The 22,261-nt window shown below is 41.4% G+C and carries 26 protein-coding genes, 2 tRNA genes and 1 riboswitch; of the genes, 27 read left to right on the top strand and 1 reads right to left on the bottom strand.

Annotated features, from left to right (window positions below; all coding sequences use genetic code 11):
* The first annotated feature begins 28 nt into the window (after positions 1 to 28).
* The 21 genes from C4533_01125 to C4533_01225 all read left to right on the top strand — a co-directional run bounded on the left by C4533_01125 (position 29) and on the right by C4533_01225 (position 16,786).
* Positions 29 to 487 carry a GatB/YqeY domain-containing protein gene (locus tag C4533_01125; protein ID RJP29623.1) on the top strand — a complete coding sequence of 153 codons (459 nt, stop codon included), beginning with the start codon at positions 29 to 31 and terminating at the stop codon, positions 485 to 487.
* Positions 488 to 625: 138 nt separating this feature from the next.
* A complete protein-coding gene (locus tag C4533_01130) occupies positions 626 to 868 on the top strand; it encodes a hypothetical protein (GenBank protein ID RJP29624.1) in 243 nt (80 codons plus the stop codon).
* A 32-nt stretch (positions 869 to 900) separates the two neighbouring features.
* The gene (locus C4533_01135; protein RJP29625.1) at positions 901 to 1,938 is read left to right on the top strand and encodes a Ni/Fe hydrogenase subunit beta; all 1,038 of its coding nucleotides are present in this window, start codon (positions 901 to 903) and stop codon (positions 1,936 to 1,938) included.
* 44 nt (positions 1,939 to 1,982) lie between these two features.
* Positions 1,983 to 2,819: an oxidoreductase gene (locus tag C4533_01140; protein RJP29845.1), complete on the top strand. Its 837-nt coding sequence runs from the start codon at positions 1,983 to 1,985 to the stop codon at positions 2,817 to 2,819.
* Positions 2,803 to 3,567: a cytochrome B gene (locus C4533_01145; GenBank protein ID RJP29626.1), complete on the top strand. Its 765-nt coding sequence runs from the start codon at positions 2,803 to 2,805 to the stop codon at positions 3,565 to 3,567. Before C4533_01140 ends, C4533_01145 begins: the two co-directional genes overlap by 17 nt.
* Positions 3,548 to 4,900: a Ni/Fe hydrogenase subunit alpha gene (locus tag C4533_01150; protein ID RJP29627.1), complete on the top strand. Its 1,353-nt coding sequence runs from the start codon at positions 3,548 to 3,550 to the stop codon at positions 4,898 to 4,900. Before C4533_01145 ends, C4533_01150 begins: the two co-directional genes overlap by 20 nt.
* Complete coding sequence (locus C4533_01155) at positions 4,884 to 5,366, top strand: hydrogenase maturation protease (protein RJP29628.1); 483 nt, start codon at positions 4,884 to 4,886, stop codon at positions 5,364 to 5,366. The genes C4533_01150 and C4533_01155 overlap by 17 nt, the downstream gene beginning before the upstream one ends.
* A 24-nt stretch (positions 5,367 to 5,390) precedes the next feature.
* The gene (locus tag C4533_01160) at positions 5,391 to 6,587 is read left to right on the top strand and encodes an MFS transporter (protein RJP29629.1); all 1,197 of its coding nucleotides are present in this window, start codon (positions 5,391 to 5,393) and stop codon (positions 6,585 to 6,587) included.
* A 60-nt stretch (positions 6,588 to 6,647) separates the two neighbouring features.
* Entirely contained in the window at positions 6,648 to 7,109 is a 462-nt protein-coding gene (locus tag C4533_01165; protein ID RJP29630.1) for a peptidoglycan-binding protein, read from the top strand.
* A gap of 71 nt (positions 7,110 to 7,180) precedes the next feature.
* Positions 7,181 to 7,360, top strand: a riboswitch (cyclic di-GMP riboswitch).
* Positions 7,361 to 7,468: 108 nt separating this feature from the next.
* Positions 7,469 to 8,689, top strand: coding sequence for a glycoside hydrolase family 1 protein (locus tag C4533_01170; protein ID RJP29631.1), 1,221 nt, complete (start codon positions 7,469 to 7,471; stop codon positions 8,687 to 8,689).
* Positions 8,689 to 10,707: a hypothetical protein gene (locus tag C4533_01175; protein RJP29632.1), complete on the top strand. Its 2,019-nt coding sequence runs from the start codon at positions 8,689 to 8,691 to the stop codon at positions 10,705 to 10,707. Before C4533_01170 ends, C4533_01175 begins: the two co-directional genes overlap by 1 nt.
* An 18-nt stretch (positions 10,708 to 10,725) precedes the next feature.
* Positions 10,726 to 11,184, top strand: coding sequence for a hypothetical protein (locus C4533_01180; GenBank protein ID RJP29633.1), 459 nt, complete (start codon positions 10,726 to 10,728; stop codon positions 11,182 to 11,184).
* 7 nt (positions 11,185 to 11,191) lie between these two features.
* Positions 11,192 to 11,479: a hypothetical protein gene (locus C4533_01185; GenBank protein ID RJP29846.1), complete on the top strand. Its 288-nt coding sequence runs from the start codon at positions 11,192 to 11,194 to the stop codon at positions 11,477 to 11,479.
* Positions 11,463 to 12,131 (top strand): NAD(P)H-hydrate epimerase, encoded by a 669-nt coding sequence (locus C4533_01190; protein RJP29634.1) that lies wholly within the window; start codon positions 11,463 to 11,465, stop codon positions 12,129 to 12,131. The genes C4533_01185 and C4533_01190 overlap by 17 nt, the downstream gene beginning before the upstream one ends.
* 12 nt (positions 12,132 to 12,143) lie before the next feature.
* Positions 12,144 to 12,377, top strand: a complete 234-nt coding sequence (locus tag C4533_01195; protein ID RJP29635.1) for a hypothetical protein — start codon at positions 12,144 to 12,146, stop codon at positions 12,375 to 12,377.
* Positions 12,378 to 12,415: 38 nt separating this feature from the next.
* Positions 12,416 to 13,984: a sodium:calcium symporter gene (locus tag C4533_01200; protein RJP29636.1), complete on the top strand. Its 1,569-nt coding sequence runs from the start codon at positions 12,416 to 12,418 to the stop codon at positions 13,982 to 13,984.
* Between the two features lie 97 nt (positions 13,985 to 14,081).
* Positions 14,082 to 14,468, top strand: coding sequence for a DUF3568 family protein (locus C4533_01205; protein RJP29637.1), 387 nt, complete (start codon positions 14,082 to 14,084; stop codon positions 14,466 to 14,468).
* Positions 14,402 to 15,163 (top strand): CDP-diacylglycerol--serine O-phosphatidyltransferase, encoded by a 762-nt coding sequence (gene pssA / locus C4533_01210; GenBank protein ID RJP29638.1) that lies wholly within the window; start codon positions 14,402 to 14,404, stop codon positions 15,161 to 15,163. Before C4533_01205 ends, pssA begins: the two co-directional genes overlap by 67 nt.
* A gap of 62 nt (positions 15,164 to 15,225) precedes the next feature.
* Positions 15,226 to 15,297, top strand: a tRNA-Phe gene (locus C4533_01215).
* A 238-nt stretch (positions 15,298 to 15,535) separates the two neighbouring features.
* Positions 15,536 to 16,285, top strand: a complete 750-nt coding sequence (locus C4533_01220; GenBank protein ID RJP29639.1) for a 2,3-diphosphoglycerate-dependent phosphoglycerate mutase — start codon at positions 15,536 to 15,538, stop codon at positions 16,283 to 16,285.
* Between the two features lie 6 nt (positions 16,286 to 16,291).
* Positions 16,292 to 16,786, top strand: a complete 495-nt coding sequence (locus C4533_01225) for a YajQ family cyclic di-GMP-binding protein (protein ID RJP29640.1) — start codon at positions 16,292 to 16,294, stop codon at positions 16,784 to 16,786.
* 84 nt (positions 16,787 to 16,870) lie between these two features.
* On the opposite strand, the gene C4533_01230 is transcribed toward C4533_01225, so the two are convergent.
* Positions 16,871 to 17,071 (bottom strand): cold shock domain-containing protein, encoded by a 201-nt coding sequence (locus C4533_01230; protein RJP29641.1) that lies wholly within the window; start codon positions 17,069 to 17,071, stop codon positions 16,871 to 16,873.
* A 491-nt stretch (positions 17,072 to 17,562) separates the two neighbouring features.
* Between C4533_01230 and C4533_01235 the strand changes: the two genes are divergently transcribed.
* The 6 genes from C4533_01235 to C4533_01260 all read left to right on the top strand — a co-directional run bounded on the left by C4533_01235 (position 17,563) and on the right by C4533_01260 (position 22,260).
* Positions 17,563 to 17,635 (top strand) — tRNA-Thr (locus C4533_01235).
* A gap of 10 nt (positions 17,636 to 17,645) precedes the next feature.
* A complete protein-coding gene (locus C4533_01240) occupies positions 17,646 to 18,899 on the top strand; it encodes an MFS transporter (protein ID RJP29642.1) in 1,254 nt (417 codons plus the stop codon).
* Positions 18,887 to 20,164, top strand: a complete 1,278-nt coding sequence (gene rsxC, locus C4533_01245) for an electron transport complex subunit RsxC (protein RJP29643.1) — start codon at positions 18,887 to 18,889, stop codon at positions 20,162 to 20,164. The genes C4533_01240 and rsxC overlap by 13 nt, the downstream gene beginning before the upstream one ends.
* Positions 20,080 to 20,697, top strand: coding sequence for an FMN-binding protein (locus C4533_01250; protein RJP29644.1), 618 nt, complete (start codon positions 20,080 to 20,082; stop codon positions 20,695 to 20,697). Before rsxC ends, C4533_01250 begins: the two co-directional genes overlap by 85 nt.
* Positions 20,687 to 21,640 (top strand): RnfABCDGE type electron transport complex subunit D, encoded by a 954-nt coding sequence (locus C4533_01255; GenBank protein ID RJP29645.1) that lies wholly within the window; start codon positions 20,687 to 20,689, stop codon positions 21,638 to 21,640. Before C4533_01250 ends, C4533_01255 begins: the two co-directional genes overlap by 11 nt.
* Positions 21,637 to 22,260: an electron transport complex subunit E gene (locus C4533_01260; protein RJP29646.1), complete on the top strand. Its 624-nt coding sequence runs from the start codon at positions 21,637 to 21,639 to the stop codon at positions 22,258 to 22,260. Before C4533_01255 ends, C4533_01260 begins: the two co-directional genes overlap by 4 nt.
* The last annotated feature ends 1 nt before the right edge of the window (position 22,261 follow it).

The raw sequence follows: 22,261 nt of genomic DNA on the forward strand, positions 1-22,261 counted from the left end.
CCGAGATAAAAAAATAGAGGAGAATACAATGTTATTAGAAGAGAAGATACTCAACGATTATAAAGATGCTTTAAAGAAAAAGGATGCGCCCAGAAGCAGCGCTCTTAGTTATCTTCGTTCCCAGCTTAAGAATATAGCCATAGACAAGAAAAAAGATGTCCTTGATGATAATGAGGTGGTTATAGTCATAAAAAAACAGATAAAAAAGCTTGAGGATTCCATTGAGCAGTTTAAGAAAGGCATGCGCCAGGATTTAGTCGAAAAAGAAAGCGCAGAGCTTGACCTCCTAAAGTCCTATCTTCCTCAGGAACTGGCAGCAGAGGAGCTTAAAAAAATAGTCGATGAGACGGTCAGTGCGCTCGGTGCAGTTTCTTTAAAGGATATGGGTAGAGTGATGAAAGAAGTGATTGAGAAGTCCCAGGGCAGGGCCGACAATAAACTGGTAAGCGACCTTGTAAGGGCAAAGCTCAGCAATCCCGCCTCTTAAGGCGCCTTTAAAACCGTCTTGACATAAGTCATATATTAAGTACAATAATAATATCGAAGTTCTTAGGTTGGGCAGCTCTCCCGCATTTCTGCCGATCATACCGTATAAACTTCTGAAAAATAAGGAAAATAAATTTATATGCATGAATCGCACCTTTTGAAGAATATTTTTCAGTTTCTGGAGAAAGAAGAAGACACTTCTCATAAAAAGATTAAAAAAATATACCTATCGATCTCCCAGTTTTCCGGCTTAAGCAGAGAGCATTTTATGGAGCATTATAGAATTGCCTCTTCAGGGACAAAATGGGAAGATTTGGAGATTGATATCAAAAGAGTGCCGTTTGGCCCGGAATTAGAGATTAACAGGCTGGATTTTGTTTAAATCATAAGAATTAATCAAATCGGAGGATAAAGGTGAAGTACGGTTCTATAAAAAAGGATGATTTAAATACCTGGATTACCCATCTTAAAAAGAAAGCTAAGTTATATGCGCCCAAGAAGAAAGAAAACCAGTTTGTTTTTAGGCCGGTTAAAGATATCAATGATATATCCCTTAAATACATCCCCACAATTTTACCTCCTAAGAAGTACTATTTTCCTCAGAAAGAAAAATTATTTAAATTTGGAGTAAACCCTTTCAAAACATCTAAGGCAATATCTGAGTTTGAAGAGTTTATCCTCTTTGGCGTGCATACCTGTGATATCGCAGGTATCCAGTGTATGGATGTTGTCTTCAGGGAGTCTCCGGAGGATCCGAATTATCTTAATAGAAAAGATAAGATGATTATAATAGGCATTGAATGTTTAGAATATTGCGATAAATACGCCAATTGCACATCAATGGGAACGCATGTTCCAAGAGGCGGTTATGATTTGATGATGGTTGACCTCGGTGATAATTTTATACTCCACGTCAATTCCGAGAAGGGTGAAAAGCTTGTTTCCGGGCTAGGCTATATCAAAGAAGCAGATGAGAAAGAGATGAGCCAGCTTGAGCGGGTAAGGGAAGCTAAAAAGAAAGTTTTTAAAGAAGAGTTTATCTCTTCCCTGCAGAAGGTGCATGAAGCATTCGGGAATAATTTTGCTTCAGGTGTATGGAAAGATGTAGGCAGGCGTTGTGTTGCCTGCGGTAATTGCACCGCAGTATGCCCTACCTGTTATTGTTTTGATGTCATGGATGATATGGAGCTTTCTCTTGCCAGCGGGACCCGCTATCGCGTATGGAATTCATGCCAGATGGATGATTTCGCCAAAGTAGCCGGCGGAGAAGATTTTCGCAAGGGCAGGGATTCAAGGCAGAGGCACAGATATTACAGAAAATTTAAATATCCGGTTGATAAATTTAACCGGTATTTTTGTGTTGGATGCGGAAGGTGCACCAGGACATGCATGGCGGATATAAACCTGGTAGAGACTGTAAATTCAATTCTAAGCGCTAAAGATATCGAATAAAAGGAGCATATGCTATGATTGATAAAGAAATTCTTCTGGAAAAGATGAAGACTTCTCCTTACAAGCCTATGAAGGGCCGGATTATCGAAGCAGAAATGCTTACGGATAAAGAGAAGTTCTTCCGTATTGAACTTGAAGGTAAGATTAACCTGGCACATGACCCGGGCCAATTTGTTATGGTTTCCATATTCGGGTATGGAGAGGCACCGATATCGGTATGCTCTTCTCCTACCGATAAAGGGTATTTTGACCTTACTGTCAGGAATGTAGGGGTTTTTACCGACAAACTGCATAAGCTTAATAAAGGTGACATGGTCGGCATAAGAGGCCCTTTTGGCAAAGGTTTCCCGGTAGATAACATGTTTGGATATGATTTAGTGGTTGTAGGCGGGGGTATAGGCATAGTGCCACTCAGGTCGTTAATAAGGTATATAATGCATAATAGGAATGATTTTGGCAACGTGCAGATTTTGCTTGGATGCAAAACTCCCAAGGAAATGCTTTTTAAAGAAGAGGCCAAAGAGTGGATGAAGAGAGCAGAGATAAAATTTAATTGCACCGTTGATAAGGCTGATCCTGAATGGAAAGGCAACGTCGGTTTGATAACTACGCTGATACCGGGAGTAGATATAAATCCGTCTAAGACTTATGCTGTCGTAGTCGGTCCTCCGATTATGTACAAATTCGTAATCGTTAAGCTTTTAGAAAAAAATATACCTGATCATCAGATTGTAGTTTCTTTGGAGAGAAGGATGCGTTGCGGTTTGGGTAAATGCGGGCATTGTCAGATAGAGGGAGTTTATGTCTGCCAGTCCGGCCCGGTTTTTAATTATAATCAATTAAGAGACTTTAAAGGAGAATGCCATGAAAAAGCAATCTAAGCCGAAAGTTGCTTTTTTTGATTTTACGGATTGTGAAGGTTGCCAGCTTCAGATAGCCAATACAGGACAAACCCTGCTGGATATCATGGAACTGGTTGATATCGTCAATTTCCGTGAAGTTATGTCTGAGGCAGGAGAGGATTATGATGTTGCTTTCGTTGAAGGCAGCATTTCTACTGACAACGACGTAAAAAGGATCAAAAAAATCAGAGAAAAAGCAAAAATCGTGGTAGCTTTTGGCGCCTGTGCTACTATCGGCGGAGTAAACGGTATCAAAAACAGATTTCCACTTGAAGTTGCCAAGGATAGGGTCTACGGAGATAAGGCTGATACTGTAAACACTATAAAAAATATGCCCTTACATGAGGTGATCAAAGTAGATTATTTTATTCACGGTTGCGTGCCGTATATACCTGAAATCGTGACTGTTTTAAAATGTATTCTTATGGGTAAACCGTATGTTTTACCCAATTATCCTGTCTGTGTGGAGTGCAAAATGAATGAAAACGTCTGCCGTTATGAAAAGGATCAGGAGTGTATGGGTCCGGTCACCAGGGCAGGGTGTAATTCATGGTGTATTAATAATGGGAACAGGTGTTATGGCTGCAGAGGGTTAGTAGACAGCCCGGCTGTTGACGCAGCAAAAGACATATTATCAAAATACGGCCTTAAGGTAGATGATATTTTGCAGAGTTTTACACTTTATAATGATTCAATGGGGGAGAAATATGACAAAGAGTTCAAATAAAATAGATTCCAAGAATGTAAAAGTAGATGTGCATTACCTGACAAGGGTAGAAGGGCATGGCAATATCGTAGTTGATGTAAAAGACGGTAAACTTACCAAATGCGAATTCCAGGTTATTGAATCCCCCAGGTTTTTTGAGTCCATGCTGGTCAAGAGGTCTATTTGGGAAGCACAGCATCTTACCAGCCGTATCTGCGGTATCTGCGCCTGCGGGCATAGCCTTGCAAGCGTAAAGGCAGGAGAGGACGCATTGGGCATTAAACCTTCGGAAGAAACAATCATGTTGCGCAAATTATTGCTCTATGCAGAGCAGATGGACAGCCATATCCTGCATATTTATATACTCGTCGCTCCTGACCTGCTTGGGGTTAAAAGTATAGTGCCGCTGGTTAAGACCCATCGGCCGGTTATAGAAATGGCTTTACGTATGAAAAGGATGAGTGATTATGCCGGAGAAGTCTTAGCAGGCAGGCATATCCATCCGATAAGTTACGTTATAGGAGGCCTTACACAACTGCCTTCCCAGGAAGGTCTTGAAAAACTATACAAAATGATGCTTGATGCGCGTAAGGATACCGAGCAGACTATAAAAATAATCAAAACCCTTAAGTTCCCTGAATTTCAGAGGCCCACGCAGTATATGTCTCTTTCTTCTAATGAAGAATATGCGATGTATGACGGTGACCTGGTAGTAAACAAAGGCTCTAAAACAAAAGTCAGGGATTACCGGAAGTTATTCAGCGAGCAGGTGAAAGATTATTCCCGGGCCAAGGTTTCTACGATAAACGGAAAGTCTTATGCCGTAGGTGCGCTCTCCAGGTTCAATAATAATTCTGATAAGCTAAATAAAAAAGCCAAAGAAGCCGCCAGGGAGCTTGGGTTAAAAGCGCCTTGCCATAATCCTTACCTTAATACTGCAGCGCAGTTAGTAGAATGGGTGCACTGCCTGGAAGAATCCATAATAATAATGGAGAAGATATTAAAGGACGGCATAAACGAAAATAAAGTGGTTGTCCCTTCATGGCCGAAGAGGAGCGAGCTTGATAAGATAAAATACAAGCCTAATACCGGGGCTGCCTGTGTGGAAGTGCCGCGAGGGTCTTTATTCCATGAATATACCATTGATGATACCGGACATATTACCGCGGCTAATTGCGTTATTCCGACAAATCAGAATATGGGTAATTTAGAAGATGATATGGCTAAATTAGTCCCTGAGCTTCTGGGTAAAAAAACGCAGGAAGAGATCACATTAGACCTTGAGATGCTTGCCAGGGCATATGACCCGTGTATATCCTGCGCAACACATCTTTTAGATGTCAAATTTGTCTAAAGTTTTTTCTGTAATAGGATTGGGTAATACTTTAAGGAGAGATGACGGAATCGGAATCGTGGTTCTAGAATCTCTCCTTCAGTTTTATAGAGAAGAGAATGTTGACTATCTTAATTTTGGTACGGCGAGCTTCAACCTGGTTAACAAGATAAAAGATTATAAGGCTGTTTTGCTTATAGATGGCATTGATGCCGGCCTGCTGCCCGGAGAGTTGAAAATATTTGACCTGCAGGATATATGCTATAATACAGAAGATTGCAATTCATCTACGCACGAGCTTAATTTGACCAGTTTGTTTGAGCTCAGCAGGAAGCTGGGGTTAAAGACAAAGATCTATGTCGCAGGAATACAGGTGCAAGATACCGGCTGGGGAGAAGGCTTAAGCCCCGCGGTCAATAATAACAGGCAGGATATTATTGAAAATATAAGTTTTTTCATAAAAGAAAATTTTGTGAACCATAGTTAAGGTTAAAGCAGCGCATAATATAAAATGTTTTCATCGTTAAGGGTAAGAAATTTTCAATTATACTGGGTGGGCATGTTTATATCGCTTATAGGCAGCTGGATCCAGATAACTGCGCAGAGCTGGCTTGTATTTGAATTGACTAAATCCGCGTTTCTGTTGGGCCTGGTGAGTTTCCTGAACCTTATACCGGTATTTTTCCTTTCTTTGTTCGGCGGCGTGTTGGCAGACAGAATAAATAAGCGCAACATCCTGATTATCACGCAGAATGCCTTTATGATATTAGCTTTTATATTAGGCTATATGACCCAGGCAGAGATAATCACGCCAAAACTTATAATGATAATTGCTCTGTTGAATGGTATTGTAATGGCTTTTGATGCCCCCAGCAGGCAGGCCATGGTGGTAGAGTTAGTCGGTAAAAGTCATCTTATGAATGCCGTGGCGCTCAATTCGCTTGCTTTTAATTCCAGCAGGATAATCGGGCCCGCACTGGCAGCAATCTTAGTGGCAGGCATAGGCATGTACGGGTGTTTCTATATTAATGGATTCAGTTTTATTGCTGTTATAGCAGCGCTTATGATGATAAAAAACGGCAAGCCGGATAAAATAAATACGGGTAATTCATTGCTTAAGGATATAAAAGAGGCGCTATATTATATAAAAGACAACAGGATTATGCTGATTTTGGTGGCGATCGTAGGCGTGATCAGTTTATTCGGGGTATCTTATGTTATTCTTATGCCAGTTTTTGCGCGCAATGTTTTAGGCTCGGGTGTAAAAGAATTCGGTAAACTTATGTCTGCGATAGGAGCTGGGGCTATTTTATCTACGCTACTTTTAGCTAAACTCGGGGATTTTAAAAATAAAGGCAAATTCCTGCTGTTCTCTTTGGTTATGTTTTCAGTTTCACTGATCTTGCTTTCGTTTACACGCCAGCATCTATTAGCTATAGCAGTGCTTGTTTTTCTGGGCTGGGGCGCGGTATCGGCTACAGCGATAATAAACACGCTGTTACAAGATATGGTTTCTGACAGATTAAGGGGCAGGGTAATGAGCATATTTATGTTTACTTTTGCGGGGATGATGCCATTTGGAAACTTAGTAACAGGGTATTTAGCTTCTGTCTGGGATGTCAGCAATGCGATTTTGTTCAGCGGTATCATTTGCCTGGTTTTTTCTGTTTATGCCGGTATTTTCTTCCCCAAGTTAAGAAGTTTGTGAATTATTAATTTGTAATTACGGCAAGAATATAGTAACATTATTTGAAAAAGGAGGAGGTAGATGAGGAATATTTTTATCTTGGTTATGGTTTTGTTTCTTATTTTGCCTTTGGCCGGCTGCGGCAAGAAGAATCCGGCTGATGAGGCGCAGGAAGCGATCAGTATTGAAGAGCTCGGAGATATAGCTATGCAGGAAAATGCAACAAAGGTCAATCCTACAGTTGCAACTGCCGAGCCGGTTAAGGAGGCAGTTCCCCTAACCAGTACCACAGCCGTTAACCCCGGAATTACTAAATTAGAGCCATTGCCGCCACCTGGCCCATATAGGCCGTCGATTCAGCAGATACAGACAGCCTTACAGGCAGCGGGTTTCTATAAGGGTGCTATAGATGGTAAATCCGGCCCGATGACTAAAAAAGCTATCAAGGATTTCCAGGCTGCGAATAACCTGCAGGTAGACGGAAAAGTCGGCCCAAAAACCTGGGCAGTTTTAGCCAACTATTTGAAAAGCCCTCAGAGCTGATTATTGCTGTTACGGCTTTGATTTTAGCCTTGAATTGGGCTTTTCCAGGCTGTATACTTTATATAGAGGTAAGCCGATAAAGGCAAACTTCCGCTTTGTAAAAGCGGGCGCAGAGTTAGCGCTTGCGCATCGAAAGATAAGGACCTCGCACTTTGTGCGAGCTCGCCAGACTTAAGGTTATAGTTGGCGAGGCAAAGCCACAGACCTAAACCCGCTTTGGAGGAAATGGGTAGGGTAGCTGGGTTGCCGAAGGACGGTAGAGCCAGAGAGTACCTCTGGCCTTTATCGGCGGTTTTTATCCCAACATTAGTTGGGATTTTTTATTGGGTAGTCCTGCCTATTATGTTATAATATAGCCCATGATTGAATTTCCCGGAGGTTTCTTATGGGGTGCAGCAACTTCTGCTTACCAGGTCGAAGGAAATAATATACATAGTGACTGGTGGCAATGGGAGAAATCCGGAAAACTGAAATTCCAATCTGGCAAGGCCTGCCTTCACTATGAACTTTATAAGGAAGATTTTAATTTAGCTAAATCACTTCACCATAACGCCCACCGCATTTCAATAGAATGGTCGCGTATAGAACCAGCAATAGGCCAGTTTAATGAAAAAGAAATCGACCATTATAAACAGGTAATCCTGGAATTAAGGCGCAATAATATAGAGCCAATAGTCACTCTGCACCATTTTACCAATCCTGCCTGGTTTACAGAATCCGGAGGCTGGCTGGATAAAAAATGCACCTCCCATTTTATAAAATATGTTGAGAAACTACTTTACGCATTTGGGGACAAAGTCAAATACTGGATTACAATAAATGAACCATTTATTTACTCTTACTATTCATATATCGAGGGAACTTGGCCGCCGCAGGTAAAGTCGTTTAGCAAGGCAAAAAAGGTACTTAATAATCTGGCTTTAACCCATATAAAGACCTATAGGCTTATCCACGAGTATTATAAAGCAAACCGCCTTGGTTTGCCTCTGGTCAGCATAGCAAAGAATATGCAGGCATTTATGCCTTGTATCCCAAGCCTGAAAAATATATTAGCCGCCTATTTGAGAGATAGGATTTATAATCACAATATGCTTGCCTATTTTTGCCGGAAAAGAACCCTTGATTTTATAGGCGTAAATTATTACTCCAGGAGTCTGGTTGAGGTAGGCGGCTTGAGTTTGAAAAACATACTTCTGGATACCTGCCAGAATAGCCATAGTAAACTTTTGAAAAATTCCCTGGGCTGGGACATATACCCTGAGGGGCTCTTCAAAATTCTCTGCGGTCTGAAATGTTTCGGGTTACCGGTATTAATTACCGAAAACGGGATCTGCACAGAAGACGATAACCTGAGGTGGAGCTTTATCCACGACCACTTGTATAATATCAATCTGGCCGTTAGACAGGGTGTCAAAGTCATGGGTTATATTTACTGGTCGCTAATTGACAATTTTGAATGGGATAAGGGCTTTGGCCCGAGATTTGGGCTTGTAGAGGTAGATTATGCTACATTAAAGCGTAAAGTCAGAGAAAGCGCTTATAAGTATTCACAGGTGTGCAAAACCAACAAGCTTGATTGATGGAGATTGAAGACAGAAACTTAATATTTGAAGATATACCTTTATTTTCCGGATTAAATAAGGAAGAGCTGGAATTTGTCAAGGAGCACTCCAGTTTCCTTGAGCTAACAAAAGGCCAGATAGTATATGAAGAAAATTCTCCTGCCGACGCTTTTTATTGTGTTGTCTTTGGCAGGGTGGTCATTTATACTTTGGATAATGATAAAAATAGGACCGTGCTTGAATATCTTCACAGAGGAAAATATTTCGGCATCATATCTCTCTTGACAGGTGATAACCATTCTGTTACAGCGCAGGCGCTTAATGATTGCCTGCTTTTAATGATAAAAAAGGATGACTTCGACCTCATTCTTAAAAATATCCCGCGCCTGGCTATAGATTTAAGCCTTTCTTTGTCGCGTAGGCTCAAAGATAAGGACTTGCATCAGAAGATTATATTTGAAACGACTGTTATATCGGTTTTTAGCTCGCATTCCCTTGCCGGCAAAACCGTATATTCGCTTAATCTGGCACTCAGCCTCAGTAAAGAAACAAAAAAGAAGGTAATGATCCTTGAGGTCTTTCCTGAAGACGGGATTCACAGCCTGCCGAATAAGTTTGAAATAACATCTGGCTATAAGCCATTTAATACAAGCAAGCTGATGTTGACCGATTCAAGCCAAATCGGGGGATATATACTGAAAAACAGATTTGGCATAGACCTGATGTGCGTTTATTATAAGCCGGAGGATAAGTATTTTCTGAAGCAGTTCGTTAAGATAATAAGCTTTCTGGTGAATGATTATAATTATATTATAGTGGATCTGCCTACGGACATGGATATAGCTGTTTTTAATATACTTAACCAGTCCGACCTTATCCATATTCTGACCTGCGGGCAAGAGGTTGATTTAGAAAAGACACGCCATCTTATTGATAGGCTGAAGTCCGAATTCCATTTTCTTGAGAACAAGATAAAGATCATCATCAATGAATATAAGTCCAGCAAGCTGAGTTATGAACAGCAGAAAGAATTCATAGGCGGGGATATATTTGCGACCCTGCCTAAAATGGAGTTTGGCTCTACCGAGAGAATGATACTGGATAATCCGTTTTCAGAATATTCAAAAGCAGTAAGGCGTATTTCGCGTAATCTCGGTGATTGCCAGGTTGGTTTGGCGCTGGGGGTAGGTTTTGCTTATGGCTTCTGCCATATAGGCGTATTAAAAGTAATAGAAGAAGAGGGTATCCCTATTGACGTCATTTCAGGCTCGAGCATCGGCGCCCTCATAGCCGCGTTATGGGCAACGGGAAGGAGCGCCGAGGAGATAGCCGAGATTATTGCCAGAGAGTTTAAGGAACCGAAGTTTATATGGCAGATTATAGACTTGACATTCCCAAGGCTCGGGTTTATAAAAGGGAATAAACTTTACAGGTTTTTCAAAAAATACCTTGGTAACAAGACTTTTCATGATATAAGGCTGCCTTTGTGTATTATCGCCAGCGACGTCAAGCGCAAAGAATCCAGGGTAATAAACAGCGGGTTGCTTATAGACGCAGTTATGGCTAGCTGTTCCATGCCGGGAGTTTTCACGCCATTCAGGCTCAAAGAGGAGCTATTGCTTGACGGTGGGGTGATAAACCCGTTACCAACAGAGATACTGTTTAAAATGGGCATGCGCAAGATTATCGCAGTAAATGTCACTCCTTCCAAGGAAGACGTCATAAAGCAATATAACAGCGTAAAGAACAATTTTGACGGTATGGCAGTAAAAAGTATCAAGAAAGCAGGTTTTAGTATAAGGAATTATTTAAAAGAGAAATTCAAGAATAACATACTGGACCTTATTTTCAGCAGTATAGAGATGATGCAGTCCGAAATGGCAGGTAAGGAAGCCCAGCTCGCAGATATCGTGCTTCATCCGGATACCAAGGGCCTTTATTGGCTGGAACTGCATAAGGTTGAAGATTTTGCAAAGAGGGGAGAACAGGAAGCCAGGGCAAATCTTGAAAAAATAAAACAGCTAGTAAATGAATAGCAAAAATACGGAGGAAGTATGAATAGGGGGAATTTAAAAAAGTTAAAGAGGCGTCTTTTAACGTTATTTGTTATATCGGTAGTTACTTCCTGCCTGGCAGGTTGCGCAGGGCTCAAGGAAGCAACCAGGGGCGTTATGGGCACATCGACAAAAATACTTGAAGAAGGTAAAGCAGAAGCAGTAAAGAAATCTTTTCAAATTGATTACAATTCCTGCGATGCCTCAATCAGGAAGACCTTAAAAAGAATAGGGGCTTATATTTACAGGGATGATCCGGAAAAAAGAATGATCGCCGTTTATCTTTCTTACGAGGATACTACGCCTGTGGGCATATTCCTTACCGGGATAGATGCAGCTAACACTCAGATAGAGGTATCTTCTCCGAGCAAATATGCAAAAGAATTCATCGCCCAAAAAATATTTTTTGCCATTGAGAACCCCAAAGAAGCAGAAGGAGAAACAAATGAGATCAAGTAAATGGAACATAGATAAATATATCACCGAATGCCATAGTATAGCCAGGCAGAAAGGCTGGTGGGATGCTCAGCGTAGTGACGGAGAACTCATTGCTTTAATGCATTCCGAGCTTTCGGAGGCCCTGGAAGCTATGCGCGGGCATGGCACCAAAGATAACATCGCCGAAGAGCTGGCTGATTGTTGTATAAGGATATTTGATTATTGCGGAGCAAAGAATATCGAGCTGGATAAAATGCTGAGAAAAAAGATAGAATACAATAAAACAAGGCCTTACAGGCATGGAAAGAAATTCTAGGGGTTTTTGGAGCGCTTACGAAGCCAAGCTATTTGATAAAAAAGTTAATGCCCGTATCGGCATTCCGGTTCTGCTGCTTATGGAAAATGCCGGCAGCGCAGTAGCTTATCATGCGCTGCGTATGCTTGGTAAAAGAAAAAAAGTTGTAATTTTCTGCGGGAAGGGGAATAATGGAGGGGACGGTCTGGTAGCTGGCCGTCATCTTGTTTCAATGGGTGTTAAGCCAGATATTTTTATGTTAGGAGGCTCGCATAATTTAAAGAGCGCTTCTTTGGTAAATTTTTTGATTTTAAAGAAATTAGGGCAAAAAATATCAGAATTAAACAGCAATAGTATAAGTCGCTTAAAAAAGACGATTTCATCTTACGATTTGATTATTGACGCCATCTTTGGCGTAGGCCTCAGGAATGAGGTTGGCGGCCTTTATGCCGATGTGATTGGATTAATCAATTCTTCCGGTTGCAGTGTTTTGTCAGTTGATTTACCTTCAGGGATGAATGCAGATACAGGCATGGCCATGGGGGATTGCGTAAAAGCCGACAGGACAGTAACTTTTATGATGAAAAAAGCCGGGATGTGTAATAAAATAGGGCTTAGTTATTGCGGTAAGATAATAGTAAGCAATTTAGGGGTACCGAAAACAACTGTTTAACAAGGAGGCAAAATGCCGTACGATACAAGTCTTGATGAGCAACTGTTCCAGAAGGAATGGGAATCGGAGAATACAAAGATTGTTATAAGCGTCCATTCCTATAATAAAGGCGCAAAGAAACTTCAGGTTACCAGGGAAGTCAAGGATAAAGAGGGAAATTTTATTTATGCCAAACTTGGAAGGATGTCTAAAGAAGAAGTCGAAGGCATAATGCCCCTCATTGAAGAAGCTTTAAAAAAGATGTAAGTATCTGGATATTTAGTTGTATCTGTAAAGCAGACTGTATGAAAAATAGATTAAAAAGGGATAGCTGGGGCTCAAGGCTCGGAGTTATTATGGCTGTTGCCGGTTCAGCCATTGGTTTGGGAAATTTTTTAAGGTTTCCTGCCAAGGCAGCTTCTAACGGCGGCGGCGCTTTCATGATCCCTTATTTTATTTCATTATTTTTATTAGGCATACCGCTTATGTGGGTAGAGTGGACCCTGGGGCGGTTCGGAGGGGGGTTTGAGCACGGCACAGCTCCGGGAATATTTCATAGCCTTTTAAAGAAAAACAGATTTATTAAATATTTCGGCGTCATAGGTATATTCGGCCCGCTGGTAATCTTTATTTATTATACCTACATAGAATCTTGGACCCTGGCTTATAGTTTTTTCTCGATTGTTGGGAAATACAGCCGCATAGCAGATCAGGGCGTTATGCAGAGTTTCTTAAGGGGTTTTCAGGGGCTTGAATCAAACATCTTTTTTAATAGCCTTGGGCCCGCATATATCTTTTTTCTCATAACATTTATCGTCAATATAAGCGTCATATATTATGGCATAAGGTCAGGTATAGAAAGATTGTGCAAGATCGCCATGCCTTTTTTGTTCTTCTGCGGGCTTATACTTATGGTGCGTACATTAACCCTGGGAGCACCGGATGCGCTTAAGCCTGACTGGAATGTTTCTAACGGCTTCGGCTTCTTATGGAACCCGGATTTTACGGCATTAAAATCCGCCAAGGTTTGGCTTGAGGCTGCAGGCCAGATATTTTTTACTTTAAGCGTAGGTATAGGTGTCATTTTAACCTACGCAAGTTATCTTTCTAAAGGAGACGATGTAGTTTTGTCCGGCTTGAGCGCGGCCAGCACTAATGAGGTGGCAGAAGTAATATTGGGTGCCAGTATAATCATACCGGCAGCCTTCACATTCTTTGGCCCTTATCAGATACAAGAGATAGCTAATTCAGGAGTTTTTAATCTTGGATTTGTCACAATGCCTTTGATAGTTAACCATCTTCCCTTATCCGAGTTGTTTGGGTTCTTATGGTTCTTTCTTTTGTTTATAGCCGGCGTTACTTCCTCGGTTTCTTTAGCCCAGCCTGCTATCGCTTTTCTTGAAGATGAGTTTGATATCGGCAGAAAAAAAGCGGTAGCAATATTTGGGGTAGTATCATTTTTATTATGCCAGCCGGCAATATTTTTCCTTAAAAACGGCGTTGTTGACGAATTGGATTTCTGGGGGGGGACATTCTTCCTGGTAGTTTTTGCCACTATAGAGGTTATACTTTTTGCCTGGATTTTCGGGATGGAAAAAGCCTGGGATGAGATTCATAAAGGCGCAGATATGAGGGTGCCGCAGGTTTATAAATTTATTATTAAGTACATTACCCCTTTATTTCTGTTTGCAATACTGGGGATGTGGTTTTGGCAGGAATGGCTGCCGATAATACTGCTTAAAGGTGTTTCTGCTTCTAATATGCCTTTTATAATCAGCACCAGGGCGGGGTTATTTATTATATTGCTTACTTTGATAATTTTAGTTAAGATAGCTTGGAGCAGGAAAATAACCGCGTCGGAGAATATAAGATGAATCTGGCCGGCTGGGTACTTTTAATTTTATCTTGGGGGACTATATTGTATCTGACAGTAGTCTGTTTTAAAAGAGTTTTGACAAAAAAGGTGCTTAAATGAAAAGGATATTTTGTTGTTTTGTCTTGGTTATGTTTTTATGTTCTGTTATTTCCGGATGCGCACCGCTTATAGTCGGTGCCGCAGTCGGCGGAGTAGCTATGTATGCTGTCAGCAAAGATACGATCCAGGGAGAGACCGACCGGGACTATGATTCTTTATGGAATGCCGCGCTGCTGGTATCGCGCATACGCGGGAATATCAAGAAAGACGATTATATGAAAGGGTATATAGAGGCAGAGATTGATTCAAGCAGGGTCTATATCCGGCTTAGCAGGGTAACGAGCTCTACCATTAAACTGCGGGTATCTGCGCGTAAATACCATTTTCCAAATTTAACATTAGCCCAGGATTTATTTGTCAGGATTGTCGAGGAAGCCAAGTGAGCAATATAGCTAATTTTGTTACCTTCCTGAGCCTTTTTTGCGGTTTTTTCTCAATAGTCTTTTCGTTAGAAGGCCATTTTACTTTTGCCTGCTGGGCAATAATATGTTCAGTAGTATTTGACGGGCTGGACGGCAAAGTGGCAAGGTTCATATCTAAATCAAGCCCTTTGGGCAAAGAACTGGATTCTTTAGTTGATGTGATATGTTTTGGCCTGGCTCCGGCAATCCTGGGTTACATCTTTGTATATAGAAATTTTTTCATCTGGGCATTTGTTTCTTTATTCATATATCTTTCTTGCAGCGTTATGCGCCTGGCGATATACAACATCATTTCAGGCCAACGGCATAATAATTATTTCCTTGGCTTGCCTACTACTGCTTCAGGAGGCGTTTTAGCTTCGTTTATTTTGATATATAGAAGATATGCAGATGCGCCTGCGCCGGTAACATTTCTTTTTCTTGTGGTTATCCTTTCAGTGCTAATGGTCTCTAGGATAAAATACCCGAATTTAAGCGCAATAAGAAAAATGACGGATAACTATGTGCGCCCTATTGCGGCAGTATTAATAGTTATTTTCTTGTTTTTAATATGGTTCTATCTGCGTTTTACTGTATTCCCGGCTGAAGTAATCATATTTGTTATTTTCTCAGGCTATTTAATATTTTCTCCTTTTCTTTATAAGAAATTTGTGTAAAATATATTAGTTCATGGTTCATAGTTGATAGTTCATAGATCATAGACGATTATTCATAGATTGCCGAGGTAGCTCAGTGGTAGAGCGCAGCCCTGAAAAGGCTGGCGTGGGGAGTCCGATTCTCCCCCTCGGCACTTTTTTAAGATACAGGATTAATGTCTCCCCACGCCAAAAGGGGTGTGGGGAAAAAGTTTCCCCACGTTTGGGGGAGAACAGTACGCCTGAGGCGGACGTTAGGAGGGGGCTTGCCCACTCCTAAGGAGTGAGTGTAAACGAACGACGCGTGGGGGAGTCCGATTCTCCCCCTCGGCACTTTTTTCTAAATACACACCTTTATCTTTAAATAAAATTAAAAATATTAAGGAGCTTAACATGTATAAAATAGTTTTATTGCGCCATGGTGAGAGCACTTGGAATAAGGAAAACAGATTCACCGGATGGACTGATGTGGACCTTTCGGATAAGGGCATTAAAGAAGCCGGAAAAGCCGGCCAGATCCTGAAGAAAGAAGGCTTTATTTTTGATATAGCTTTCACTTCTGTTTTAAAGAGGGCAATACGCACCTTGTGGATCGTCCTTGAGGAAATGGACCTTATGTGGATACCGGTTATAAATTCCTGGAGATTGAATGAGCGGCATTACGGTTCATTGCAGGGTTTAAATAAATCAGAGATGGCTGCAAAATTCGGTGATAAGCAGGTTTTGATCTGGAGAAGAAGTTACGATGTCCCTCCGCCGCCTTTGGAAGAAAATGATGAACGTTCTCCTAAAAAAGACCCGCGTTACAAGGATATGGATCCCAAAGATATACCATTGACAGAATGCCTTAAGGATACCGTTATCCGCTTTCTGCCATATTGGCATGAAACAATCGCCCCGTCAATTAAGTCAGGCAAGCGTGTTATAATAGCCGCTCACGGCAATAGCCTGCGCGCTTTAGTCAAATACCTTGATAAGGTTTCTGATGAAGAGATAGTGCATCTAAATATCCCCACTGGCATGCCTCTTGTTTATGAATTAGATAAGGATTTAAAACCAATTAAGCATTATTATTTAGGAGACCCTGAAGAAGTAAAGAAAGCAATGGAGGCAGTAGCTGCCCAGGGTAAAGCTAAGAAATAGAAGGCCATGGCAAATTTCTCTTTTGATATTGTTTCTGAGGTAGACTTGCAGGAGATGGATAATGCAGTAAATCAGGCGCTTAAAGAACTAAGCCAGCGCTATGATTTTAAGGGGAGCAAGGCAACTATCGAATACGACAGGAAAGAGAAAAAAATAATTTTAATCGCAGAGGATGATTTTAAATTGCGTTCTCTTACCGATATACTGGCTACCAGGATGGCCAAAAGAGGTATTTCGCTTAAAGCGCTTAAGTTTAATGACCCTGAAAAGGCCTTTGGCGACCAGATAAGGCAGACTTTAGAGATACGCATGGGCATAGACAAAGAGAAAGCAAAAGAGCTTACCGGAATAATAAAGAACCTTGGGTTCAAAGTGCAGGCGCAAATCGAAGGGGAAAAAATAAAAGTCAGTTCTGCAAAAAAAGATGAACTTCAGGCAGTTATTGTGCATCTGAAGGGCTTGAATTTCTCAATTCCGCTTAATTTCTGCAATTATCGTTGACCACACAAACCTTATTTAGGCAAATAAATAAAAAACCGCTTCAAAAGAAGCGGTTTTTTATGCTGCTATTTATACGCTAACTAATTATAGCTTAGTCACGTTAGTAGCTTGTTCACCTTTTGGCCCCTGGGTGATATCAAATTCTACCTCTTGGCCTTCAGCTAAGGTTTTATATCCCTCGCCCTTTATGGCGCTGTGATGGACAAAGACATCTTTGCCGTTTTCGGTAGTTATAAAACCGTAACCCTTTTGGTTCGAGAACCACTTTACTTTACCCTTTGACATGCTTAAATTTCACCCCCTTCGGCGCAATAAAAAAACCGCAAAGAATATATATGTGCTAGTTCTATTCTTTACGGTTTACATTTCTACTCATTTGCTTTTTTCGTTTACTAAAAAATTATAGCATTTTATTGCAGTTTGTCAATGGAATTTATTAGTTCATAGTTCATAGTTGATAGTTCATAGCTCACTGAACGTATTGCGTATAGCGTAGTGCGTATGGTGCCCTTGTGACTAGCTGCTCCCCATTCTATGAACCATGAACCATGAACCATGGACCAATCGACCAATTATTGACTAATAGTCAATTACTGATATAATTTAATAGTCAAAATACATATAATTATCCGGTTTTGTGCGTTTTAGCTGATAATCGTTGTTTGCCGGCGTAGCTCAGCTCCGACGTGCTCTTTTCATTCGCAGTCGGAGTCCCGACCTCCGTAGCTTGTTTAATTTGATGGAGCGTCGGGATTGGTAGAACAGCGTATATCTATGCCGATGTAGCTCAGTTGGTAGAGCAGCGCTTTCGTAAAGCGCGGGTCGGAGGTTCAAATCCTCTCATCGGCTTTCTTAAAATATGTCAAAATTCAGGGAAATAATAAATAATCGCAATTTTTCTCTGCTTTGTTTGAGCCAGATCATTTCGCAGCTTGGGGACAGGCTCGGGCAAATGGCTTTGATAGGCTTCATATACCTCAGGGCCCCTGGTTCAAGCGTGGAAATAGCCAAGATCCTTTCGTTCACGATCATCCCTGTTTTTTTGATAGGCCCGATAGCCGGTGTCTATGTTGACAGGTGGGATAGGAGGCGCACTTTATATATTAGCGACCTGCTGAGGGGTTTGCTGGTTTTGGCCATACCGCTGTTTTTGTTTTACCTAAAGAGCCTCATACCGATTTATATTATGGTATTTTTAATTTTTTGTGTTGGCAGGTTTTTTGTCCCGGCCAAAATGTCTATAATCCCTGACCTGGTAGACAAGAAGGACTTTCTGATATCAAATTCTCTAGTAAACACTACCGGTATGATTGCAGCTGTGCTTGGCTTTGGCGTCAGCGGAATCCTGGTTGAATGGCTGGGGGCAAAAAGCGGATTTTATCTTGATGCCTTAGGTTTTTTTATTTCAGGCTCTTTAATATTTTTTATTACTAAGAAGTCTTCGCCTGGTATAGGTATAAAGAGCGTAAGCAAGGATATAGTGGAGGCTATTCGCAAATCAGTTATCCAGGAGATAAAAGAGGGCCTGGTTTATTTTTTTAAGAGTAAGGAGATCCGGTTTACTGCATGGGTAAGTTTTGCTTTATGGGCTGCGCTTGGTTCTGTATATGTAGTGGTGATAGTTTTTGTCCAGAAAACACTCAATTCTGCTACCAAAGACCTGGGGCTTTTGATAATGTTCCTGGGGATAGGCCTATTTGCCGGGTCGCTTATTTACGGAAGATTCGGCCAGAAGATATCCCATTACAAAATTATTTTTATTTCTTTAATATTAAGTGGTATAATGCTGATGATTTTTGCTACCACCTTAAACCATTTTCCGTCATTCTTTGTAGCGGCGATTTTGTCATCTGCGTTAGGTTTTTTAATCGCCCCTATTATTATCGCCTCCAACACAATAGTGCATAATGCCAGCGATAATGAAATGATGGGCAAAATATTCAGCTCTTTAGAGATAGTCATGCATTTAGGCTTCTTATTGTTTATGTTTTTAAGCAGTATGCTTGCCGAGCACATTCCGGAAGTATATATACTTACTGCTGTCGGAGTCACTTTAAGTATTTTAGGTACGGTTACCTTGAAATTTCACAGTAGGATAAAATGGTTAAATTAAGAGAAAACAAAGAGCACACAGAACACTTAGGCATAGAAACAACCCCGCTTCCAAAGAAGGTTTATATACCATTGAGCCAGCATTTAGGCAAGCATTGCACTGCTATCGTTAAGCCTCAGGAGAGTGTATCTTTAGGGCAGGTTATCGGCAGGGCAGAGGCGCATGTCTGGGCGCCAATACATGCTTCTGTCGCAGGCAAGGTCTTAGCTATTGATGATTGGATGCATCCGGTTTTAGGCGTGGCCAAGGCAATAGTCATAGAGACGGATATGGAGAATAGCCGCCGGGATTATATATTACGTAGCGATAATGAGGTAAGCAGCTTAACCGAAGCGGACATAATAAAGGCGGTTTTTGATTCAGGCATTGTAGGTATGGGGGGAGCAAGCTTTCCTTCACATATAAAGCTCCATCCGGCAAAAGAAGTAGATACCCTCATTATTAACGGAGCCGAATGCGAGCCCTTCCTTAATTCGGATAACCGCCTGATGATTGAAAAAGCCGCACAGATAATTTTAGGGATAGGCCTTGTTGCAAAATGCCTTAATGTTAAACAGGTTTATTTTGCGATAGAAAATAATAAGCCCGAAGCTATAGAGGCTGTAGAAAAACGGTTGAATGGCACTTCTTACAAGCTAAAAGTGATAGAATCATTTTATCCCCAGGGAGGAGAAAAGCAGTTAATAAAGAATATCCTCAATAAAGAAGTACCCAGGGGAAAGCTCCCTTTTGATATCGGGGTCGTAGTGCATAATGTAGCTACGGTCTATGCAATATATGAGGCAGTTTATCTTAATAAGCCGCTCTACGAAAGAGTGGTGACTATTACCGGAGATTGCATTGCATCCCCTAAAAATTTGCTTGTAAGAATAGGCACTCCTATAAGGGATTTGGTAGATTTCTGCGGTGGCTTCAAGAAAGAGCCGAGTAAAATAATTTTCGGCGGGCCGATGATGGGGATTGCACAGGCTAATCTGGATGTGCCGGTGGTTAAAAGCACTAACGGAGTAATCTTTATGTCAGAAGCAGACAGGGTATCAAGTCCTGCGTCTGATTGTATCCGTTGCAGCAGGTGTGTGCAGCAGTGCCCGGTAAGCCTTATGCCGTGCATGATTGCAGTTGCTTCAGAGAATGAGAAATGGGAACTAAGCAAGATTTACGGGGTGCTTGATTGTATAGAATGCGGCGTATGCAATTATGTCTGTCCGCAGAAAATAAATATTGTGCAGTTAGTCAAATATGCAAAATTGAGGATGCCAAGATGAAAGAAATGCTTAAATATGGTGTTATCCTGGGTATTGTGTGCCTGGTTTCAAGCAGCGTATTGGCTGTTGTTAATGCCGTAACTGAGCCTAACATAGAAAAACAGCGCCTGAAGCAGGAAACAGGGGCATTAAGCCTGATTATGCCGGAAGCCAGCGTATTCAAGCCTCATACCAAAGAAGACAAAACAAATTATTATATAGCATACGGCCAGGATAATAAAATAAAAGGTTTTATAATCAAGGCCGAAGGTAAAGGATACTCTTCGGTCATTGAGATATTGGCTGGTTTGAATGAAAAGCTGGAGATAACTGATATTGTCATAATTTCTGCGAATGAGACGCCGGGTTTAGGGAGCAGGGTATCAGAACCTTCATTTATAGGCCAATTTAAAGGCAAGGACATCGCTTCCATTGATAATGTACAGGCCATAACCGGCGCAACTATATCCTCAAGCGCTGTAATAAGGGCGGTAAAGAACTACCTGACGCAGCTTAAGCCCGAGCTGGAGAAAGAACTTATTAATGCAAAATAGGCTTATAGTTTCCACTTCTCCGCATCTTCGCGGAGATGACAACACTTCAAAGATAATGTGGGCAGTATGTTTTGCTTTATTGCCTTCAGGTATAGCTTCAGTTGCTATATTCGGCATCTCTGCATTGAAAGTAATAGTAGCATCGGTTTTGAGCTGCGTGATCACTGAGGCCGCCGTTCAGAAGATGACGAAAAGAAAAGTAAGCGTAAGTGACGGCTCAGCGTTCCTTACAGGATTATTATTGGCATACAATCTTTCTTCTTCAGTGCCGCTATGGTTACCGGTTGTAGGAGGGATGTTTGCTATAATTATCTGTAAGCAGTTCTTTGGAGGTTTAGGGAAGAACATTTTCAACCCGGCTTTGGCTGCCAGGGCGTTTTTGCTTGCCTCATGGCCTAAACATATGACCAGCTTTGTAAAGCCGTTTGACATTGATGCGGTGACTTCTGCTACGCCGCTTGCTATGTTAAAAGAAGCAAAAGTAGATTCATTTTCACAGTTAGGCCTTTCTTACCTGGATTTATTCATCGGCAATAGAGGCGGGTGCCTGGGTGAAGTATGCATAATAGCACTACTTATAGGCGCAGCATACCTGTTATGGAAAGGTTATATATGGTGGCATACCCCGGCCAGCTTCATATCAACAGTGGCATTATTAAGTTTCTTATTCAGCCCTCAGGGTTTTATGAAAGGTGATATTTTATTCAGCATTATTTCAGGCGGCCTCATTTTGGGCGCATTTTTTATGGCCACTGACTATGTTACTACTCCTTTAACATCCAAGGGGCAGTTAATATTCGGTTTTGGCTGCGGCGTAATAACATTTATTATACGCAGGTTTGGAGGTTATCCTGAAGGGGTTTCTTATTCAATCCTGATTATGAATGCGGCAGTGCCTTTGATAGACAGGTATGTAAGGCCCAGGATTTACGGAGTAAAATGAAAAAGCTTATTAAGGAGTTAATGAAGGGTATAACAGTTGAGAATCCCACTTTTGGCTTGGTGTTAGGATTATGCCCAACGCTGGCAGTATCCACATCAGTCGTTAATGCAGTAGGTATGGGGGCTGCGGCTACATTTGTTTTGATCGGCTCCAATACGATTATTTCTTCTATCCGTAACTTTATACCCGATAAAATACGCCTTCCGGCATACATTGTCGTTATCGCTACTTTTGTTACGATATGTGAATTGGTCATGAAGGCATATTTGCCGGCACTTGATGCGGCATTGGGGATATTTGTGCCATTGATTGTCGTAAACTGCATAATAATGGCAAGGGCAGAGGCATTTGCTTCAAAAAACAAAATCATGCCTTCGTTATTTGACGGTATAGGTATGGGGATAGGTTTTACAATAGGCCTTAGTACCATAGCCTTGATTCGTGAGATTATAGGTGCCGGGAGCATCTTTGGGATTAAGGTTATCCCTGGATACGAGCCGGCTATAACTTTAATACTTGCCCCCGGAGCGCTCCTTACTCTCGGGATACTTATCGGGATAACTAATTTTATCAGGTTAAGAAAGGGAAGGCCTGCGATGAAGAAGGGAGGCTGTTGTTAAA

The organism is Candidatus Omnitrophota bacterium, from assembly GCA_003598025.1.
Taxonomy (GTDB): Bacteria; Omnitrophota; Gorgyraeia; order Gygaellales; family Profunditerraquicolaceae; genus Profunditerraquicola.